Genomic DNA, 14453 nt, shown 5'->3' on the forward strand with positions numbered 1-14453 from the left:
AGATGCACCGCGATCCAAAGCCACATAGACAAGCCCCGGATACTGCACCGCCTCGACGTCCTCACCCGACGACTCGTAATAGTCTTCTGAGAGGATGGGCTTGCAGAAATATAGCAAGGTTGGTTTTGCGTCAACGCCGGGGAGGAAGTTGTCCTCACGATCCACCGCTGGAATCATTTCTACGATTTCACGCTGCAACTCTATCGAGCGATCGCGAGCATCCGCAGGAGCAATCGTTGGCACTGCATCACTACTGTCTGAAGCAGTTTCAGTCAGGGAAGCACACCCAACCACGTTGAGCAGCGCGACCGGCAAGAAAGTCAATGCGCGAAGTGCACGCCCTGTCCGGTGATGAACAATTTCTCTCATTGCGACGCACGGTGTCTTCACCAGACCGCTCCTAGTCTTTAATTTCGTCACCGATGACCTCAACCCCGCGCTCATTCAGGTGCGCGCCCTGAGCAATGCGGACGTGGCCGTCAAACCCGTCATTGATTACGTACGCCCCGCCGGTCGAAACAACCTCATTAGTCACCATCCCGGACGGCTCCGCAGCAGAATGCTTCGACATCCCGGCACTGTGCCGAATCGCAGCCGTTTCAACGCCGACAACGCCCTCAAGCTGCACCGAATGCAGCGCCACCATGCTGCCTCCTCATCGTTGAGGGGGGCACACGCCATCAGAAACTAGACAACCACAACCGCCACACTAAATCTTCCTACCGGGCGGCAGCGTGCCACCTTCGGGAATGAAACACGGGCTCCAGACGTCCACCACGATGTTGTCTTTCGGCGAATCACCTACCTCAGTGAACGAGATAATGATTGAATAACCGTCCTCCGTCTTGATCGGTGGATAGTAGAAATCGTTGGCTTCCGCCTCAACGTTGGTTCCAGGTGCCCCCAACTCACGGGCTGCCGCCCTGTAGGTCTCCTCAGCCGCCTTCTCCAAGGGGACTCCCACGTTTAGATTAACGGCAAACATCCCTGGATATTGGACCAACTTCGTATCACTCTTTGCGTACTGTTCATCTAAAATCGGCGCGCACTTTAGCAAGCGATGTGTGGTGCCCGAATCAATACCGGGCAGGTCGTTCTCAGTGAAATATTCTTTTGGCATGACTTCCAGAACTTCATGTTGAAGCTCGACTGACCGGGCTTTCGCACTTTCGGGAGTCATGACTATTGGATCTTCATCAGGGCTCGAAGGCGCCGCTGCACAACCCGACAACATTGACAATGTTGCACCTCCGACTACAGCGCCAGCCAACGACACTCTAAGCATCCTCCTATATGATTGCAACATTAGACACCCCCGCATAGCTAGTCAATGATTTCCCTCGAAATAGCACCAACACCCTCCCAGTTAGTTCCGTCACCCTGGGCGATCTTGGAGTGGCCATCAATACCATTATTATTCACCTCAGGCTGCACATAGGTTTTTTCGAACACATCTTGATTGTGCGGAGTTTTCTTGCCAAAGATGTCGACGGCATTGATCGCATCATTCTTATACTGAATATGGGTATATTCTGCGCCAGGCGTAGCTCTCCATTCATCGTACACATAGGAGCCAGCGAGGGAGATCGATTCATCCGTGACCATGCCACCCATCTCCGCAGCCGAGACTTTGGTCATCCCAGCAGAATGACCAATAGCCACGGTTTCCGGATCACCTCCATAATCTTCGATTTGCACGAGCCTTTGAAAGTCTGCAACTTTTTCGCCACGCTCTCGCATTTCCTCAGGGCTACTGTTCGAACCTTCCCCGCCCCATGTGGACCAAGGTCCATCTTTGACCGTGAAAGCTACGGCTGAACGATCCTGATCAGCTAGTCGCTCAATTACATCTTCAGGCATGTCTGTGATGCTTCCTGAGAAACTCGACATATCAGTACCAGTTCCGGGCACATACGTAATTATTTTGTCTGGACTATCAATCAATTCACCCGATATTGCTATGACACTGTCGTTCTCGGGGTCGAATTTGATGGCGCCGCCACCGTCAAGCAACGACTCGGCCGCGTTTCTAGAAGCGAGTAGATATTCAAGCTCCGCCAGTCTGGCCTCTTCTTCGTCAGTGGTGATAGTAATTCCAGCACGTTCTTCTTGAACGCTGCCAGGTGCATTCATCTCTTCTTTCAGTCGTTCAATCTCACCTTCAAGATCGGGATGCTCGCGGTTGACCTTGTCAATGTACGCTTGCATGTTCTTGTCATTCGCAAGCTTCCGAATCGCAAATGGGATTCCCGCAAGATTCCCAATCAATTCGGGATACCGCGCAAGAATCTGATCCTGCTGATCTTTCGACAAGGCGTCCCAGTTTGCCCGCACTTGCGCAGGAGTCATCTCGCCCCAACCTTCAACATCGCTTCTCGAGATGTCGGCACGACTCGAACCCACCGCCTCGGCGATGGTTTCACCTCGAGTCAATCCGACCTGGGCGGCTGCTACCCCAGCGGCCAACGCGTTTCGAGCCTCGATTGCTGACTGCATTATCCGATCAACCGTCGCTTGGAGCTCGTGACGATATTCCTCCGCGATCTGGTATGGATGGTCCATATATACCTCAGGCAGACGGTCAGCCGACGGGATACTTTCCCACGACTCGACCACCCAAGGTTGGATCCGTACGTGTCCGTAGTCGCTAATCTCAAGATAATTGGACTGTGCGCGCCCATCGGTCGCCGCCACTTCCATGGAGATTTGCTCAACCGACTCCTCTGCCTCGTTCAGCGCCCGCATTGCGAGCGTCAGGGCCGATTCAGCCACATCCGCATCTGCCTCAAACCCGGCAAGGATCAGCCGAAGGCGCTCGGCAACCTCACCAACACTCTCGATCCCGACGCGGGCCGACCGAATGTCGTCGCCTGCCTGCTGGGCTTTCTCTTGCAGATGCTTGGCTTCGCCATACGCCTGAGTGAACGGGCCCTGGGCCCAATTCCGCAAATCTGCCCAACTGGTCACGGCCGATCTCCAATCGTCACTTCGAACTCGCGCACAAACGCTTCATCCACATTGGCGAACTCTGCCGCCACAGCCAGACAATCGTTACTCGCCTCGTCCAGGCGAGCTGCCAGGTCATCCATGAACTTACGCAGGTCCCGCGCCAACTCCTCGAGCCCCGACTCCGCCATTCCGGGCATGCCCTCGATTTCCGCGATGGGCATACTACTCAACCGACGATTCCCAACTTCAGCGGCGACGAGCGCCGTCCGCTCACTCGTCTTCTCGAGGTCGCCCTCGCGAATATACAGCTCAGCCATTCCCATACCCCCTCATTGCGGCTAGGCCAATTGAGCGAACTGTACCATTGCGATGCATCCGCAAAGCAACGTTACCCACAGGCGGAGGCACGGAACGTGACCCGTGCATCCGGGCCGAGATCACCGCAGCTAGTTGGCGCCGGGAACCTCGGTGAGGATCTCCCCACCGGCGTCCTCAACCTCTGCCAGCGCCTCGTGCACCGTATCCGGTGAAACCGCTGCGGTGAGCGGCAGAATCACGCGCGTGTGCAGCCCCAGGCTCAGCGCACTCAGCGCGCTCGCCTTCACGCAGTGATCGGTCGCAATTCCAACGACATCAATGTCGTCAATTTCGCGCGTACGCAGCACATCCAACAGCGACATGCCGTCTTCGGTTTCACCCTGGAACGCCGAGTAGTCCGGCTTGCCCCAGCCCTTGCGGACCTCGTAGTCGAAGAGGTCCTGATCAAGCGCGGGGTGAAACTTGGCACCGTTGGTCTTGGCAACGCAGTGCACCGGCCACGAATCAACAAAGTCCGGCTGGTCGCTGAAGTGACCACCATTGTCGGTCTTGCCGTCGTGCCAGTCGCGCGAGGCGATCACGAGATCGTACCGGCCTGGGTGTGCGCGCAAATAATCGGTGATGTCTTGCGCAACCTGGGCCCCGCCTTCAACCCCGAGGGCGCCACCTTCGGTGAAGTCCCTTTGTACGTCCACGACGAGAAGTGCCAATGCCATATCGCCAATCATCCCACTTTCTGTGGAAACTCACGAATGTTTCGCGATATTGGCGGGCCAGACGCCCGGTCAGCACACCCGAAACGCTAGCCACCGATGGCCGACATCGGACGGTCCGGTTGCAAGAAGCCCGGGTCGTCAATGCCGTGACCGGGAAGCTTCCCCGCAATCGAGACGCGCAGGATGCGTTCAACCGCGGCATTCTGTTCGGCTTCGGTGAGCGTTTCGTCGCGCAGCACGCGCCGCACATCCGACTCGTCCCGAGCAAACAGGCAATTGCGAATCTGACCGTCGGCGGTCAATCGCACGCGGTCGCAGGCGCCGCAGAACGGCGCGGTTACCGAAGCGATCACACCAACCGTGTACGGGCCACCATCGATGGTGAATTCCTCTGCCGGCGACGCACCACGCCCACCTACGGGGTCGAGACGGAAACGCTCGCGGAGCGCATCCAAAATCTCTTCACCGACAACCATTTCTTCACGCTTCCACGTGTGGCCCGCATCCAACGGCATCTGTTCGATGAACCGCATCTCTGCCTGGTTCTCGACCGCGAATGCGACCAGGTCGCAGATCTCGTCGTCGTTCACGCCGCGCATGGCCACCGCATTCAACTTGAGCGGGCGCAGGCCACTATCGCGAGCGGCACGGATACCGGCAATGGCGTCATCAAGGCGATCACGGCGCGTGAGGTCGCGGTAGCGATCGCGACGCAGCGTGTCGATCGACACGTTGACGCGTTCGAGGCCGGCGGCAACCAGGTCGTCCATCATCTTTGGCAGCGCCAGCCCGTTCGTGGTGAGCGAAATGCGCATCGGCCCGGTTTCGGTTTCGATCTGCGCGAGCTGACGCACCACATCCACGATGTCGGGGCGCAGCAGCGGTTCGCCACCGGTCAGGCGGGCTTCCACGATGCCCACCGACGCGGCGATTCGCGCAATGCGCACGATCTCGGGGGTGGTGAGCAGCGTTTCTTTCGCCAGCCACGGCACGCCTTCTTCGGGCATGCAGTAGGTGCAGCGCAGCGAGCAGCGATCGGTCAGCGAAATGCGCAGGTCGCGGTGGATGCGGCCAAAGCTGTCGACGAGCGGGCCTTCGGTTGGCACCGTGGCCGGGTCGGGTTCGGCGCGACGGATGCGCGGAATACCGATGTTGACGGCGTTCACGCGGTCGCTCCCGCAGGTTCGACAGGTCCCGCGCTGATGCCCTGCCAGTTCGTGGTGCCGTCGGCAGCGTGCTGGCGCTTCCAGATCGGCACTTCGTGCTTGATGCGCTCGACGAGTTCGCGGCAAATATCGAAGGCTTCGGCGCGGTGGGCGCTCGAAACGCAGGCAATGATGGCGCTGTCGCCAACGTTCAGCGCGCCGATACGGTGGCTCACCGCGATGCGCACGTCATCGCGGTCAAGCGAGTGCGCGATATTGGCGAGCACTCGCTCGGCGTCGGGGTGGCACGAGTATTCGAGCAGGGTTACTTCGCCGGATGCATCCGGATCGTGATCGCGCACGGTACCGACAAACGTTGCGATCGCCCCGGCAGTTGCATGTTCGACTGCCCGCAGGTGGGGGTCGAGTGCCAGCGCAGTTTCGCTGATCGCGGCGATGTCAACGGTCATAGTTCGTGTCCTGAGTTTGGTGTGGTCGTCGTGGCGTCGTGCGGCGTTGCGCTTGGCCTTGCGTCGGTGTTGGGGGTTGTTGCAATAGGCGGTTGGTGGCCGGATTCGCCGTCGCCGCGCAATTGTGCCAGTGCGTGCGCGGCAATATCGGCCGCGATCTCGGCGGTATCGCGAGCGCCACCGCGGGAACCGGGGCCTGCGATACACAACGCGCGAGCATCCCGAATAATTCCGGCAACGGGTCGGCTCAGCATGGCGCCAGGTGCACCGGTTGCGAGTCCGCGAGCGCGCAGCGCTTCTTCAATTCCGGGGATGCGTTCGTCAAGTAGCGGGGCAAGTGCCGCTCCGGTGACGTCGCGTGGTGCAATCCCGGTACCGCCGGTAAGCAGCACCAATTGTGCACCGGCCGCGAGCGCCTGCCGAACCGCCGCTTGAATCGCATCCACCGCATCCGGCACAACAACCGGACCTGTCGCGTGAATACCGCGAGCCGCGAGGGTTGCGACCATGGCCGGGCCCGAGGCATCGGCACGTTCGCCGCGTGCGGAGCGGTCGGAGACGGTGATGACCGCTGCGTTCACTTCGTTGTGCACGACCGACTCCTTTCTGCGGCGCATTAGCAAAACACAATGTTCGCCACAATACGCGCAATGGCCGAGTTCTGCAGGTATTCCTCATGCTGCTGCATGCGTGCCGGCCGTCTGAGTACCGACCAGCTGTGAAACGGCCGCGGATGCGATGTGGCGTAGTCGCTAAACCGAAACGGTGCGGATGCTGCCGCGCAGCCCGGTGCCGCACTGGTAGATGTCGGTGATGATCGCGTCCAGCGCATCGCGATTGTCGAGGGTCGTGCGCTGGCCGCTCGCGGGCGGAATCGCGACGAAGACGGCGAACCGCAGGCGGGTGCCGTCGGCGAGGGTCATGAATCCCGCCAGCCCGAAGACTTCGTCGGTCCAGCCGGTTTTTGCCTGCACCTGGCCGGAGGGGATTCCGGGCAGGCGATCCTTGAGCGTGCCGGAGATCTGGTTTTGCGGCAGGTACTCGCGCAGCTCTCCCAGCCCGTGTTCGTCGCGTTGAATGAGCTCGACGATGCCCATGATGGTGAGTGCGGTTGCTCGGTTTTCGAGCGACATGCCCGATCCGTCGGCGCCGTTGAACGCGTCGGTCGGCACCTCGAGTTCGCGCAATACCTGCACCTGCGCCTCGCTGATGGCGGCGAAGTCACTGCCCGTGCCGCGCGAGATTGCAACGTGCCGCGCGAGGGCTTCACCAATGATGTTGTCGCTGTTCAGCAGCAGTTCGTGCACGAGGTCGCGCACGGTCACCGATTGCACCGTGGCAACCGGTTCGCTGCCGGCTTTGGGTGTCTGCGCACCGGCGTTGGCAACGCCGAGCTTCTGCGCAAAGGCGTTCGTGGCGTCTTGGGCGGGGGTGCGCGTGCGCGGGGAATAGTGGGCCGCGGGGTCTTGCCGCCCCGCATCCACCATGAGCGCCGAAACGTCGCCGACGGCTCCATCGGCGCGGTCGTGTTCGTGCCAGCTCGGGTGCCACTGTGCCCCGGTGAACAGGGATTCGTCGTAGCCGATGCGCTGCACCCTGATGCCGCGCTCGCGCAGTTGCCCGGCAAGGTCGTCGAGCGACGGTGCGCGGTCGCCGTAAACGCTGGGGCCGCCGGCACGAAGGGTCGGATCACCGCCACCAACCAGCACATAGGTGCCCTCGGTCTCGCCTGGGTACACCTTGGTTTCAAACCGGGTGTCGGGCCCGAGCTCGTACATCGCCGTCGTGGCGGTGACGAGCTTCATGACCGATGCCGTGGGCGTGGGTTGCTCGGCACCGTAGTCGAACAGCACTTCGCCGGTTTCGGCGTTTTCGACCAGCCCGTGGGCGTCGAGCGCGTTTGGCTGGGTCACCGTGCCGGTGATGCTGCAGGTGCGGGGCGGGGCTGGGTCAATGGATGCACTCGGCAGCGGCGGCATCGGCGTTTCGGTCGGTGTCGGGGTTGCGTCAGCGACGAAGAGCTCACCGGCACCACCCCACGCGGCGGCTACGCCCGCCCCCAATCCCAACGGAAGCGCCACAATCGCCGCCACCACGGCACCCAAGCGCCGTCCGCCGCGAGCTGTTGCGTGCATCCGTATCTACCTTTGCTGTACTTCGCTTCTGTGCTGCACTCGCTACTGTGCCGTACTTCGCTACTGTGTCGCCGCAAGCGTACGCACTCAGGGTGTCGTCGCGCTCTCGGCGACGCTCGAGACTCCCGCTGCCTTCATGAGCAGGGCTTCGAGCCGGTCGACCACCTGCCGCAGCGCGCCATCGCGAACGGCCGAGACGAACCGCACTCGGCGCATCCCGAGGTCTTGCACGGTCGTTTTCGCGACCACCGAACGTCGCCCGTCAACGACCGACGGCACCACGAGCGCAGCACCAATGCCAGCGGAGACGAACGCGTGAATGAGCGAGTAGTCCTCGCTATAGAGGAGCGTCTTTGGTTCGTAGCCGGCGGCGCCGGTTGCTGACATCAGCGCGCGTTCGCTCGCTTCGAGGGGGCTGCGCGAGCGGATCCACCCGGTTTCGGCGAGATCGGCGAGGTCGAGTTCCGGATCGTCGGCCAGCGGATGGTCGGCGGCGAGCAACACTTTGAACGGCTCGAGTTCGAGGGTTTGTTGGCGCAGGCTGTGCCCGGCAACGGTGGTGTCGCCGTCGTAGTCGTAGAGCAGCGCGCAGTGCAGGGCACCGTCGAGGAGCTGTTGCATGAGCCCGAGTGGTTCGCCTTCGACGAGCTCGACGCGCATTGCAGTGCCGGCGCCGAGTTTCGCGAGCGCTTCCGGCAGCAGGCGCGCACCGGCTGATTCGAAGGTGCCGATGCGCAGCAATTGCTGTCCGTGGTCACGCATCTGTGCGATCTCGTCTTCGGCGACGCGCAGCCGTTCTTGCACGGCGCGAGCGTGCGCCAAGAACACGTCGCCAGCGTGTGTGAGCACGGCGCCGTTTGCGGAGCGTTCGACGAGTTTGGTGTCGAGGTGGCGTTCGAGCGCGCGCAGGTGGTGGCTGACGGTCGGTTGGCCGTAGTGCAGGTCGCGCGCGGCCGCGGCAAGCGAACCGGTGCGGGCGATGGCGTCGAGCACCGCGAATTGCCGAAGATCGAGCATGGAACCATGCTAGCCGCATCCATACTGCATATGGAGGGGTCATGGATGTTGCGGGGTTGTGCACCCGTACCGTTGCCGGTTAGCTCGCTCGTATGAGTGACCTCGAAAACTTCGAACTGTACGACACCCAGTTCGCAGCGCCGTACGCAGAGCAGCTACAGGCGCTGGCAAACCTTGACCTCCAACGTCTGTTTGTTCCGGGCCACGGCGCCCAGAGCAAGCACCTCGAGCGCCTGTTCGGCAAGCGCGTGCTCGAGATGGACTTCCCGATGATCATGACGGAGTTCAGCCTGACCAACCCGCACTTGCCGCTGGGCAACTCCCCCGACACGATGCAGCGCGCACTGAAGCTCGCCGCTCAGGCGTGGGGCGCCAAGCAGGCGTGGTTCCTGACCAACGGCGCGTCGTCGGCCAACCAGATTTCGCTGCTGGCGCTCGGTACCCTCGGCAAGAAGCTCATCGTGCAGCGCAGTGCGCACTCGTCGACTATCGACGGCATGATGCTCGCGAACATCGAGCCACACTTCCTCGCCCCGTCGGTGGATGCGCGTTTGAACCTCGCGCAGGGCATCTCGGTTGCACAGGTGCGACAGGCGCTCGAAGAGTCGCCCGATGCCTACGCCGTGTTCCTGGTAAGCCCGAGCTACTCGGGTGCTGTGGCCGACGTGGAAGAAATCGCCAAGGTGGTGCACGCCGCCGGCAAGCCACTGATCATCGACGAGTCGTGGGGCTCGCACTTCGGTTTCCACGACGAGCTGCCGGTCAACGCGATTCGCCTCGGCGCCGACCTCGTCATTTCCAGCACGCACAAGCTCGCCGGATCGCTTACGCAGTCCGCGATGCTGCTGCTGGGCGACGGCCCGTTCGCCGAAGAAATTGGCCAGGCCATTGACCGCGTCTCGCGCACGGTTACCTCGACCAGCTCGAGTGCGCTGCTGATGGCGTCGCTCGACGAGACCCGCCGATTCCTCGCGACCCGCGCATCCCGCGAATTTGACCGCGGCATCGAATCGGCCAAGCGTGTGCGCGAAGAAATCGCCAAACGCGGCCGCTTCACCGAAACCTACGACCGCCTGATGTCGTACGACGACGTGTTTGCCGTTGACCCGATGAAGGTCACGATCGACGCGCGCAGCGGTGGCATCGGTGGTTTCGAGATGTACGAGCGGCTCGCCTACGAGCACCGTGTGGTGCCCGAGCTCGCGACCGACGGCTCGATCGTGTTCGTGCTCGGTGCCGCCATCGACATGGATGTCGACCGTTTCATCGACGCACTGCACGCCCTGCCCGAAAGCCCAGGCAGCGCCGTTGAAGCCAAGCTCCTCGAGCCCGGTCCGCGCATCATGTCGCTGCGCGAAGCGTTCTTCGCACCGAGCGAGATCGTCTCGGCGAAGGATGCGATTGGTCGCGTTTCGAGCGACTCGCTGGCCGCGTACCCACCGGGCGTTCCGAACCTGACCCCGGGTGAGCAGATTACCGAAGAAATCGTTGAGTATCTGCAGGCCACCGCCGCCACCTCTGTTGGCTACGTGCGCGGTGCCGTTGACCCGAAGTCGGAAATGTTCCGCGTGGTGAAGTAGGACAATACCCGCGGTAACGAGAAGGAGCTGGCGCTGCGGCGCTGGCTCCTTCTTGTTTTCCCTTGGAACGAACGTCGTATGACTCATCAAAACCGACCAAATCCACGCAAATCCCGCCCAAACCCACCGAATTGATGAGTCAAACGACACCGGCCATGCCACCCGCACCGAGACTGGGTCGCAGATTCCGCCCGCATCCGCCTTCATGACTCGTTTTGCGCGTTTCGCGGACGTATTGCCCACCAAACGCACAAAACGAGACACTTGAGCAGATTCCGCGCCACCCATACCGGGCTGCTTGAGTTCAAATTGCCTGAACGTTTACCTCGAAAGGCCAGCCTTTCCTTTGGTGCGGCTGCGCTGAAACGGGTCTAGTTTCAGACTCATGGAAACACTTTCGCTCCCGTTGCATCCACTGCTCGTCCACGCGGCAGTCACTGCTATTCCCGTTGCAGCAATCGCTGCGATTTGTTTTGTGCTGGTGCCGTCATGGCGCTGGGCATTGCGTTGGCCAACCACTGTCGTGAGCATCATTGCCGCAGTCACCTTGTTCGTAACCCGCCAGACCGGTGAACAACTCGCGGCTGCGGGCGAAGAAGGCGAACGCCTCATCGAAATCCACCAGCAATGGGCAAACTTCCTGACGGTGTCAACCATTGGCCTAGTCGGGCTTGTGCTCTTGGCATGGTGGATCCTGCCGGTTCAGTCTCCGCTTGCGTCCGGTCGCGGTGCGGTCGCCGGCCGATACGCAAAGTTCCACTTGGTTCTTGTTGTGCTCGTCATTCTCGCTGCCGTCGCGACGATCGTCTTCACCGTGCTTACCGGTCACTCCGGTGCAGTCGCCGTCTGGACCGGTGAATAACCACCGCCAAATCGAATCGATCACGGGCCGACACAGGAAGGGGCTGGCGCTGCGGCGCTGGCCCCCTTCCTATTTTCCCTTGGAACGAACGTCGTATGACTCATCAAAACCGACCAAATCCGCGCAGATCCCACACAAACCCACCGAATTGATGAGTCAAACGACACCGGCCATGTCACCCGCACCGAGACCGGGTCGCAGATTCCGCCCGCACCCGCCTACATGACTCGTTTTGCGCGTTTCGCGGACGTATTGCCCACCAAATGCCCAAACCGAGACACTTGTGCAGATTCTGCGCGGCTACGATCACACCATGCCTCCACGCCTCGCCTCCATCACCATCGACTGCGCCGATGCCGATGCCACCGGTACGTTTTTCGGCGCGTTCCTGGAACTCGACGAGGCGTACGCCAGCGACGACCGCCGCACTGTGTGCTTGCAGGCCGACGGCTACGTGCTGAGCTTTATCACCGTCGACGGCTACGAGCCACCGCACTGGCCACAGCCCGGCCAACAGCTCCACCTCGACCTCGAAGTCGACGACCTCGAAGCCGCCACGGCCCACGCGACGCAACTCGGCGCATCCCTTGCCGAACCGCAACCACAGCCCGATGCCTGGCGCGTCATGCTCGACCCGAGCGGGCACCCGTTCTGCCTGATGCTGCCATTCGGCAGCTGATTGCGCACGGCACACACGCGCAACTACACTCGCAGCACCCGTTTCTAATGGCAATGACGCCAGGAGGCTGCCATGACCGACACCCAGATCACCGTTCGCCCGGTTCGCCCGGATGACGAGGCGCGCTGGTGCGAGCTATTCCGCGCCTACCGCGAGTTTTATCGCCTCGAGCCATCGGATGCGGTTGTTGATCGCGTTTGGGGCTGGATGCATGACCCCGCGTTACCTTGCGGCTCGCTCGTTGCAGAGCTGGGCGGCCAGATCGTGGGGATCGCGAACCACCGCGATTTCCTGCGCCCCAGCGCCGGAACGATTGGTATCTGGCTCGACGATCTGTTCACCGACCCTGAGATGCGCGGCAAGGGCATCGGCCGCGCGCTCATCGAGGCCTTGCAGGCAAAGGCCGCAGCAGAAGGAAAGTCGCTCGTGCGTTGGATCACCGCTGAAGACAACCATCAGGCCCAGGCGCTGTACGACACGCTTGCCACTCGCACCAGCTGGGTAACTTACGACGCCGTGCCCCGCGCGAACTAACGGCTGCGCCCCATCAAATCCACGGGTTTGTGTCGGCAGATGTCCGTAGGATTTTCGAACGATTCCCACGCGGTTACTGCATCCTTCTGCCCAGCCCGGGCGCAAGCAGCAACCGATAACCCGACTGATTGGATCGCCCATGGCCGCTACGGAAACCCTGCGACTCGAGTTCTTGCGCGACCTCGATGCGCAACAGCGCGAATCCACCGAAACCGCGCTCAAGCGTGTGCGTCTCAATGAGACGCAGCGAGACTTTGCGCAGTCGGCCGAGCACCAGCTCGACCTCACCCGCGAGAATCCGTCGCGCGACACCTTCGCAGTGCGTCGCACCACCGATGGCGCCGATGAGGTTGTTGGCATCGGCACGCTGCACGTTGAAGATGCGCCCGGCAACGAGTGGCCGATGGGCACGCTGGTTTTCCGCGGGTTCGTGATCGATATTGACTGGCAGGGGTCGGGGCTCGGCAGCTTAGCTACTGAGTTGGTGCTGGATGCGGCGGCAGCACGGTTCCCCGAGCACGATTCAGTCGTGCTCGCGGTCCACAACGACAACGTTGCCGGGCAGCGCGCCTACTCCAAGCGCGGGTTTGCGATCGAGGGCGATGCGTTTATTGGGCGTGCCGGAGCGCCGCATTTCGTGATGCGCGCTCAGCTCGCCGATCGCCGTAAGTAGGCGCTAGGGCTGCTCGCCGTTACCGATGGCGAGCAGTTCGGCGGCGAAATCGGGGTCGTCGATGCCGTGCTTGTCGCACAGCTTGTCAATATCGGCAACGGTGACCGGCACGCCAAGTTTGTGGCATCCGGCCGCGATTTCGCGGAGAAAGTCGCGATCATCGGCGTGCATCGCGATCTGCGTGGTGGGTGAATCGGACATGGCAGCTCCCCTCCTCAGACCTGTCAAACCTAGCCGCCGACACCCCAGGCGACGAAGTATGACGTCGAGCGTCGTGCGAGTTTCATGCACCGATGCCGGGCGTGAATACCCGGTGTTTTCGATCCTTCCCGGTTCATTCAATGTCGGCACCGGCCACAACGAAGCCTGCGCTCAGCTCCCCAACGACACGGCCGAGCTGCTGGCGGGCGAAAACGGTCCGGTCCAGGCCATTCGGGTTGGTGCGGCTGCCGCCCCGTATGCTGTCCTGACCAATTCGCCTTCCCCGAACGCAACGAAAGCCTGCCATGCGCCTTTGGAGTCTGCATCCACAACACCTCGACCGGATCGGGCTGGTCGCGCTTTGGCGCGAGGCACTGCTCGCGCAAGCGGTGTTGCACGAGCGCACGAAGGGGTACCGTGCGCATCCGCAGCTTGAGCGGTTCCGTAACCACCCCGATCCTGCCGCTGCGATTCACGAATACCTGCACGCCGTGCAGCGCGAAGCGACCGCTCGTGGATACCGCTTCGACGCCACAAAAATCGACCCATTGCCGGAATCGGCCGAAGTTGTCGCGAAGATCCCGGTGACCGAGGGGCAGCTCGAATATGAGCGGATGCATCTGCTTCGGAAACTGCGCGACCGCGCGCCGGAGCTTGCTGAACCGTTTGCCGCGGCGACGATTGCACCGCATCCACTATTCGAACGCTGCCCGGGGCCAATAGCGAGCTGGGAACGCCCCTAGCAACGTGGTTGACGGGCTCCGGCGCGTTCGAGCTGAACGTTAGAAGGCGGTGACCTCACATTGCGTGAAGCCACCGCCTTCTGTCTAACGGCTAGTTAAGGACTAGGCGTTATCGGTCTCACCCTTGTTACGGCGGGCGATGAGACCTCCAAGCCCAACTGCGCCAAGCGCAGCGGCAAGGATTCCCATGAAGGTGCCCTGGTCAGCACCGGTGATTGCGAGCGCATCAGGCTTTGCTGGAACAGGCTTACCCTGTTCGTCAACCGCAACCTTGGCATCGTCACCGGCATCAACCGGGTCGGTGCCAGCAGTTGCCTCGTCACCATCGTTGACGCCACCACCATCGGTGTCAGCCTTGTTTGGGTCGGTGCGGACACCGCCAGTCTTCGAACCGGTGACCTCCTCGCCGTCGGTGAGGCCGTCGCCGTCAG

General features: G+C 61.7%; 19 protein-coding genes. 6 read left to right on the forward strand and 13 right to left on the reverse strand.

Translation table 11 applies throughout. The features are described from left to right. The 11 genes from ZBI01S_RS09035 to ZBI01S_RS09085 all read right to left on the reverse strand — a co-directional run. The coding region (locus tag ZBI01S_RS09035) for a hypothetical protein (RefSeq protein WP_222822390.1) at positions 1–324 on the reverse strand (324 nt) is incomplete at its 3' end. Positions 325–400: 76 nt separating this feature from the next. Further along, entirely contained in the window at positions 401–646 is a 246-nt protein-coding gene (locus ZBI01S_RS09040; protein WP_066059464.1) for a hypothetical protein, read from the reverse strand. 63 nt (positions 647–709) lie between these two features. Next, entirely contained in the window at positions 710–1180 is a 471-nt protein-coding gene (locus ZBI01S_RS09045) for a hypothetical protein (RefSeq protein WP_066059467.1), read from the reverse strand. A 143-nt stretch (positions 1181–1323) separates the two neighbouring features. Then, a complete protein-coding gene (locus ZBI01S_RS09050; RefSeq protein ID WP_066059470.1) occupies positions 1324–2967 on the reverse strand; it encodes a hypothetical protein in 1644 nt (547 codons plus the stop codon). Beyond that, positions 2964–3266, reverse strand: coding sequence for a hypothetical protein (locus ZBI01S_RS09055; RefSeq protein WP_159421485.1), 303 nt, complete (start codon positions 3264–3266; stop codon positions 2964–2966). Before ZBI01S_RS09055 ends, ZBI01S_RS09050 begins: the two co-directional genes overlap by 4 nt. Positions 3267–3395: 129 nt before the next feature. Further along, positions 3396–3983, reverse strand: a complete 588-nt coding sequence (locus ZBI01S_RS09060; protein ID WP_066059507.1) for an isochorismatase family protein — start codon at positions 3981–3983, stop codon at positions 3396–3398. Between the two features lie 86 nt (positions 3984–4069). Further along, positions 4070–5149 carry a GTP 3',8-cyclase MoaA gene (gene moaA, locus ZBI01S_RS09065; RefSeq protein ID WP_066059476.1) on the reverse strand — a complete coding sequence of 360 codons (1080 nt, stop codon included), beginning with the start codon at positions 5147–5149 and terminating at the stop codon, positions 4070–4072. Beyond that, positions 5146–5598 carry a molybdenum cofactor biosynthesis protein MoaE gene (locus ZBI01S_RS09070; protein WP_066059478.1) on the reverse strand — a complete coding sequence of 151 codons (453 nt, stop codon included), beginning with the start codon at positions 5596–5598 and terminating at the stop codon, positions 5146–5148. Before ZBI01S_RS09070 ends, moaA begins: the two co-directional genes overlap by 4 nt. Further along, entirely contained in the window at positions 5595–6191 is a 597-nt protein-coding gene (locus tag ZBI01S_RS09075; protein WP_222822391.1) for a MogA/MoaB family molybdenum cofactor biosynthesis protein, read from the reverse strand. Before ZBI01S_RS09075 ends, ZBI01S_RS09070 begins: the two co-directional genes overlap by 4 nt. Positions 6192–6350: 159 nt before the next feature. Beyond that, a complete protein-coding gene (locus tag ZBI01S_RS09080; RefSeq protein WP_083524679.1) occupies positions 6351–7733 on the reverse strand; it encodes a D-alanyl-D-alanine carboxypeptidase/D-alanyl-D-alanine-endopeptidase in 1383 nt (460 codons plus the stop codon). Positions 7734–7820: 87 nt separating this feature from the next. Next, a complete protein-coding gene (locus ZBI01S_RS09085) occupies positions 7821–8750 on the reverse strand; it encodes a LysR family transcriptional regulator (RefSeq protein ID WP_066059484.1) in 930 nt (309 codons plus the stop codon). Between the two features lie 92 nt (positions 8751–8842). Between ZBI01S_RS09085 and ZBI01S_RS09090 the strand changes: the two genes are divergently transcribed. The 5 genes from ZBI01S_RS09090 (at position 8843) to ZBI01S_RS09110 (ending at position 13078) form a co-directional block, all read left to right on the forward strand. Next, positions 8843–10330, forward strand: a complete 1488-nt coding sequence (locus ZBI01S_RS09090) for an aminotransferase class I/II-fold pyridoxal phosphate-dependent enzyme (RefSeq protein ID WP_066059487.1) — start codon at positions 8843–8845, stop codon at positions 10328–10330. Between the two features lie 385 nt (positions 10331–10715). Next, complete coding sequence (locus ZBI01S_RS09095) at positions 10716–11192, forward strand: DUF2231 domain-containing protein (protein WP_066059489.1); 477 nt, start codon at positions 10716–10718, stop codon at positions 11190–11192. Positions 11193–11505: 313 nt separating this feature from the next. After that, positions 11506–11871 carry a VOC family protein gene (locus ZBI01S_RS09100; RefSeq protein ID WP_066059510.1) on the forward strand — a complete coding sequence of 122 codons (366 nt, stop codon included), beginning with the start codon at positions 11506–11508 and terminating at the stop codon, positions 11869–11871. Between the two features lie 72 nt (positions 11872–11943). Beyond that, positions 11944–12405, forward strand: coding sequence for a GNAT family N-acetyltransferase (locus ZBI01S_RS09105; protein ID WP_066059492.1), 462 nt, complete (start codon positions 11944–11946; stop codon positions 12403–12405). A 139-nt stretch (positions 12406–12544) separates the two neighbouring features. After that, positions 12545–13078: a GNAT family N-acetyltransferase gene (locus tag ZBI01S_RS09110; protein ID WP_066059494.1), complete on the forward strand. Its 534-nt coding sequence runs from the start codon at positions 12545–12547 to the stop codon at positions 13076–13078. Between the two features lie 3 nt (positions 13079–13081). Here ZBI01S_RS09110 and ZBI01S_RS09115 read toward each other — a convergent pair whose 3' ends face one another. Beyond that, the gene (locus ZBI01S_RS09115) at positions 13082–13279 is read right to left on the reverse strand and encodes a Rossmann-fold NAD(P)-binding domain-containing protein (RefSeq protein ID WP_066059497.1); all 198 of its coding nucleotides are present in this window, start codon (positions 13277–13279) and stop codon (positions 13082–13084) included. A 305-nt stretch (positions 13280–13584) separates the two neighbouring features. On the opposite strand from ZBI01S_RS09115, the gene ZBI01S_RS09120 reads away from it, so the two are divergent. Beyond that, complete coding sequence (locus tag ZBI01S_RS09120) at positions 13585–14022, forward strand: pyrimidine dimer DNA glycosylase/endonuclease V (RefSeq protein ID WP_066059501.1); 438 nt, start codon at positions 13585–13587, stop codon at positions 14020–14022. Between the two features lie 102 nt (positions 14023–14124). Here ZBI01S_RS09120 and ZBI01S_RS09970 read toward each other — a convergent pair. After that, on the reverse strand, positions 14125–14453 hold a 329-nt coding region (locus tag ZBI01S_RS09970; RefSeq protein WP_222822392.1), incomplete at its 5' end, for a thrombospondin type 3 repeat-containing protein.

It is taken from the genome of [Zimmermannella] bifida NBRC 103089 (assembly GCF_001570925.1).
Lineage (GTDB): Bacteria > Actinomycetota > Actinomycetes > Actinomycetales > Microbacteriaceae > Gulosibacter > Gulosibacter bifidus.